General features: G+C 64.5%; 1 protein-coding gene. It reads left to right on the top strand.

The features are described 5' to 3' along the window. Positions 1–59: 59 nt before the first annotated feature. Positions 60–434 (top strand): flagellin N-terminal helical domain-containing protein (locus tag N869_RS16075; protein ID WP_035063437.1); only part of this gene is annotated, 375 nt, incomplete at its 3' end.

Genomic DNA, 434 nt, shown 5'->3' with positions numbered 1-434 from the left:
CACGGTGCCAGCCCACGGATGGGCGGCGGTGTGGACCCGAGTCAAGGAGGAGTTCGATCATGGGTCTTTCGATCAACCAGAACATTGCGGCGGTCAACAGCTACCGCAACCTGTCCAACACGCAGAACGACCTGGCCAAGAGCCTGGAGAAGCTGTCGTCGGGTTTCCGGATCAACCGGGCTGCTGACGATGCTGCTGGTCTGGCGATCTCGGAGGGTCTGCGTTCGCAGGTCGGTGGCCTGAAGGTCGCGGCGCGTAACGCTCAGGACGGCATCAGCGTGGTGCAGACCGCTGAGGGTGCGCTGACCGAGGTGCACGGGATCCTGCAGCGTCTTCGTGACCTGGGTGTGCAGGCCGCGAACGACTCCAACAACACCGAGGCCCGCGCCAACATCGCCACCGAGGCCAACAGCCTCATCTCCGAGCTGGACCGC

Source organism: Cellulomonas bogoriensis 69B4 = DSM 16987 (genome assembly GCF_000767165.1).
Lineage (GTDB): Bacteria > Actinomycetota > Actinomycetes > Actinomycetales > Cellulomonadaceae > Actinotalea > Actinotalea bogoriensis.
Note: the sequence above shows the minus strand (reverse complement) of the source record. Positions and strands in the feature narration are given on the sequence as shown.